General features: G+C 62.2%; 8 protein-coding genes. 6 read left to right on the top strand and 2 right to left on the bottom strand.

The window, feature by feature from the left end; all coding sequences use genetic code 11:
- Together ABS769_RS22160 and ABS769_RS22155 are read right to left on the bottom strand one after the other, a co-directional pair.
- A partial coding sequence (locus ABS769_RS22160) for a transposase (protein ID WP_233368074.1) occupies positions 1 to 157 on the bottom strand: 157 nt, incomplete at its 3' end.
- Positions 158 to 233: 76 nt separating this feature from the next.
- Positions 234 to 539, bottom strand: coding sequence for a metalloregulator ArsR/SmtB family transcription factor (locus ABS769_RS22155; protein WP_317063369.1), 306 nt, complete (start codon positions 537 to 539; stop codon positions 234 to 236).
- Between the two features lie 142 nt (positions 540 to 681).
- Between ABS769_RS22155 and ABS769_RS22150 the strand changes: the two genes are divergently transcribed.
- From ABS769_RS22150 to ABS769_RS22125, 6 genes are all read left to right on the top strand, one after another.
- Positions 682 to 1,665 carry an MBL fold metallo-hydrolase gene (locus tag ABS769_RS22150; RefSeq protein WP_430544198.1) on the top strand — a complete coding sequence of 328 codons (984 nt, stop codon included), beginning with the start codon at positions 682 to 684 and terminating at the stop codon, positions 1,663 to 1,665.
- Complete coding sequence (locus tag ABS769_RS22145) at positions 1,662 to 2,102, top strand: YeeE/YedE family protein (protein ID WP_317063365.1); 441 nt, start codon at positions 1,662 to 1,664, stop codon at positions 2,100 to 2,102. Before ABS769_RS22150 ends, ABS769_RS22145 begins: the two co-directional genes overlap by 4 nt.
- A complete protein-coding gene (locus ABS769_RS22140) occupies positions 2,099 to 2,530 on the top strand; it encodes a DUF6691 family protein (protein ID WP_317063363.1) in 432 nt (143 codons plus the stop codon). The genes ABS769_RS22145 and ABS769_RS22140 overlap by 4 nt, the downstream gene beginning before the upstream one ends.
- On the top strand, positions 2,527 to 2,967 hold the full coding sequence (locus ABS769_RS22135; protein ID WP_317063361.1) for a TIGR01244 family sulfur transferase: 441 nt from the start codon (positions 2,527 to 2,529) through the stop codon (positions 2,965 to 2,967). Before ABS769_RS22140 ends, ABS769_RS22135 begins: the two co-directional genes overlap by 4 nt.
- 24 nt (positions 2,968 to 2,991) lie before the next feature.
- The gene (locus ABS769_RS22130) at positions 2,992 to 3,753 is read left to right on the top strand and encodes a sulfite exporter TauE/SafE family protein (protein ID WP_317063371.1); all 762 of its coding nucleotides are present in this window, start codon (positions 2,992 to 2,994) and stop codon (positions 3,751 to 3,753) included.
- A gap of 376 nt (positions 3,754 to 4,129) precedes the next feature.
- Positions 4,130 to 4,286, top strand: a 157-nt coding sequence (locus ABS769_RS22125) for a transposase (RefSeq protein WP_233368074.1), incomplete at its 3' end; no start/stop codon positions are given.

The raw sequence follows: 4,286 nt of genomic DNA, 5'->3' as shown, positions 1-4,286 counted from the left end.
AGTTGCCAAAGCGCTTGGGTAGGCCGCGCCATTTGCAGCCATGCTCGGCAACGTAAAGGATGGCGTTGACCACTTGCAGGTTGGTCATGCTGACATTGCCGCGCTGCGCCGGCAGGCAGTGTTCGATCAGAGAAAATTGTGCTGGCGTGATCTCCATGCACGATAGTTTAATCGCTCGGGCCATTAGTGTTAACAGGCCCTAGCTGCCGCATACCCGTTTCGAAGCAGAAGTTTTATCGGTGAAAATTCGTCTGTTCGGGCTCTGCGCAGAAGATTGCATGCATGGCGCTCAGCAGAGCCGCGACCTTCGGATCGGCCATGCTGTAGATGATGGATCTGGACTCGCGTCGGGTGAGAACCAGTTGTCGCTGCCGCAGATCGGCAAGTTGCTGAGACAGGGCCGGCTGCCGGATGCCCGTCGTCTCTTCCAACCCACTGACGGTGGATTCGCCCTGGGACAACTGGCACAGCAGCAGCAGGCGTGACGGCGTTGCCATGAAGCGCAGTAGCTCGGCCACTTCAGGCACGCGTTCCTTCATGGCGGCGAGATCACTAGCGGTAAGGGGGGATTCGGTCACGTGTGGTGGAGCAGTGGATGTCGGGATACACAGGGTAATGGCTAAGCCCTCCGGCGACTGAATGAAGACTGCGCATACACCTAAATAGTTGCACTGTTAATGCATGTATGAAATAGTCTCTCTATCCGCACTGGGCTTCCCAAACGTGAGTCCCTCTTCCACACCAGACGCCCCCTTGGTCGCGGCTCGCACCGTCGCTGGCGACGCCTACTCTGGCAACGCGCCTGCGCCTCAGGTGAAGACGTTCTTCGATCCTGCGACGTTTACCGCCAGCCATGTGGTCCGGGATCCCCGCTCGTCGGCCTGCGCCATCATCGACAGTGTTCTCGACTTCGACATGGCCTCCGGTCGAACGGCGACCAGGTCGGCTGCGGCGCTTGTGCAATACGTGCGTGACGAGGGCCTGCAGGTGCAATGGCTGCTCGAGACACATGCACACGCCGACCATCTATCAGCTGCACCCTGGCTGCAGCAGCAGACGGGCGGACAGCTTGCAATCGGCGCGCACATCACTCGCGTGCAAGAAGCCTTCGGCAGCATCTTCAACGCCGGTCCCGATTTCAGCCGCGATGGCAGTCAGTTCAACCATCTTTTTGTAGACGGTGCAGCTTTCGCCATCGGACATCTACAAGCGGTGGCGCTTCATGTTCCGGGGCACACGCCCGCATGCATGGCTTACGTCATCGGTGACGCGGTGTTCACTGGTGACACCTTGTTCATGCCGGACTACGGCACAGCGCGTTGCGACTTTCCAGGCGGCTCGGCGCGGCAACTCTATCGCTCCATCCATCGGCTGCTGGAGCTACCGGACGATACCCGTGTCTTCGTATGCCACGACTACAAGGCGACCGGCCGGGACTATTTCGCATGGGAGACCACGATCGGCGCCCAACGCAGCGCGAACGTGCATGTGCATCAGGGCGTCTCCGCGGCGGAGTTCGTCGAGATGCGTGAGAAGCGCGACGCCACCCTCCCCATGCCGCGCCTGCTCCTTCCGTCGGTGCAGGTCAATATGCGCGCCGGTCATCTGCCCACACCGGACGATAACGGCGTGAGTTACCTGAAACTGCCACTGGACCTGTTATGACGCTTCCATTGCTTGCATGGTACTGGCCGTTGGTCGGCGGCCTGATGATCGGTACCGCTTCCGGCGCCTATCTGCTGCTTAACGGCCGGGTTGCCGGCATATCGGGCTTGCTTGCCGACGCGCTTGGCCTGCAGGCTGGCGGCGCGCGTTCGCTGTCCGCCCTGTTCCTGGCCGGGCTCTTGACGAGCGCAGGCGTGGCATTGGCGATCAAGCCGATAGCGCTTGCCCCGCTAGGCGGCACCGACATGCCAATGCTGATCCTGGCTGGCCTGCTGGTTGGCTATGGAACCCGCCTGGGTGCTGGCTGCACCAGCGGGCACGGGGTGAGCGGGCTGGCAAGGCTGTCGCCGCGCTCCATGGTCGCGACCACTGTATTCATGCTGCTGGGCATGGCAACCGTAACGGTTGTGCGGCTCGCCGCCGGAGCCGGCGCATGATCCGCCTGACAGCTTTTCTCTGCGGGGCCTTGTTCGGACTGGGCCTGGTGGTCTCGGACATGGCCAATCCCGCGCGCGTGCTCGCCTTCCTTGATGTTACGGGCGCCTGGGATCCTTCCCTGGCACTGGTGATGGCTGGCGCGCTACTCCCGTCGACCGTCGCTTATCGCTGGGTACGCGCGCGCAGCGTCCCCTTATTGGCCGCGACCCTGCAACTGCCACAGCAACGGCAGATCGACAACAAACTGGTTATCGGTGCTGCGTTGTTCGGCATCGGCTGGGGGCTGGCCGGCGTCTGTCCAGGACCTGCCGTCGCGCTGCTGGCGACCGGCCAGGCGTTCGCATTGGTCTTCGCTGCAGCGCTGGTGGCTGGAGTGTTGATTCACTGGCTCATCCACCGCCCCATCGCAGGAAAGAGCGCCCCATGAAACTCCGACAGCTTTCGCCCCACATGCTCGTGACAGACCAGCTTCTTCCTGCCGATCTACCCGCCCTGGCAAAACAAGGGGTAGCAAGCGTTGTCTGCAACAGGCCGGACGGCGAGCAGCCGGAACAGCCCGACCACCTGGCCATCCAGGCGGCCTGCACGGCTGCCGGTATACGCTTCGCCTACCTGCCCGTCGTGGCCGGTTCCATTTCCGCTCGCCAAGTGCAGCAGTTCCGCGAGCTTCTGCTACAAATGCCCGCTCCGGTGGCCGCCTATTGCAGGACAGGTACACGCTCGACGTCGTTGTGGGCTCTGGGGCAAGTGCGCGCTGCTGGACTCACGACCGACCAGGTCCTGTCCATTGCTTCTGGCGCAGGTTACGACCTTTCCGCGCTCGCTCCGCGGCTTTGCTGCGACGCGCAGTCCAGCCCCGAGTAGCCAATGGCCATGCAAACCCTGTCATTGCTGCAGATAGCGCTGGGCGGGCTCTCCGGGATTCTGGTCGGTTTCGTGCTGGGACTGGTGGGTGGCGGAGGCTCCATCCTCGCCGTCCCCCTGATGCTCTATCTGGTGGGTGTCGATGATCCGCATGTAGCCATCGGGACTAGCGCACTGGCTGTGGCAGCCAACGCGTTGTCCAATCTATTCGTGCATGCCCGCCGTGGCAACGTAAAGTGGCCGTGCGCCTCGGTCTTTGCCCTGGCTGGCATCGCTGGCGCCTACCTCGGCTCGACCCTGGGCAAGGTCATCGACGGACAGCGGCTACTGGCGCTGTTCGCAGTGCTCATGGTGGTGATCGGCTTGCTCATGCTTCATAGGTGCAACGCGCAAGAAGATACCAATGCCCGACTTGGGAAGGACAATGCGCCCGCGCTGATCGGGCTAGGGACCATCTCTGGTGCGTTTTCCGGCTTCTTCGGGATTGGTGGAGGGTTTCTCATCGTGCCGGGCCTGACGTCCGCCACCAGCATGCCGATGCTGGCTGCGGTAGGCAGCTCGCTGGTTGCGGTCTCCGCATTCGGCCTGACTACCGCGCTGAACTATGCGCACTCCGGGCTGGTGAACTGGTCGCTAGCTGCAGCATTGATCGTCGCCGGCAGCGCAGGAGGCCTTGCGGGAGCGCGTACGGCGACGGCGCTAGCCGCACATCGGGGATCACTCAACAAGGCATTTGCACTACTCATCTTCATCACTGCGGGCTATGTGCTCTGGCGGGTGCTCTGAGACCGGAGCGGCCCTTGCAACGACAGGTCCACGCAGTAGCACAACCAGCAGCCGGCTAGCAGGCCTGTCTTGCTCCGATGACGCTTATTGACCGCGCCGGCCACGCGGATTACCCGGATACCCTCGTGATTCGGATAATTCACCGATGCACCTGCTCGTGCAGCAACTGCTTGAAACGCACCACCTTCGGCATTGACCCGGACTCGGGCCGATACACAACGTAGTACGCCAGCGTCGCCGCGACCGACAGCTCAGGAAACAGCGCACCAGCCGCCCGCTTGCGACATCGTCCTATGCCATCACGCTGCGTACCAGGGCCACGCCACTAATCTAGGGCCTGTTAACACTAATGGCCCGAGCGATTAAACTATCGTGCATGGAGATCACGCCAGCACAATTTTCTCTGATCGAACACTGCCTGCCGGCGCAGCGCGGCAATGTCAGCATGACCAACCTGCAAGTGGTCAACGCCATCCTTTACGTTGCCGAGCATGGCTGCAAATGGCGCGGCCTACCCAAGCGCTTTGGCAACT

It is taken from the genome of Xanthomonas hortorum (assembly GCF_040279205.1).
GTDB classification, from domain to species: Bacteria; Pseudomonadota; Gammaproteobacteria; order Xanthomonadales; family Xanthomonadaceae; genus Xanthomonas; species Xanthomonas hortorum_F.
This window is presented reverse-complemented; position numbering and strand designations above follow the sequence as displayed.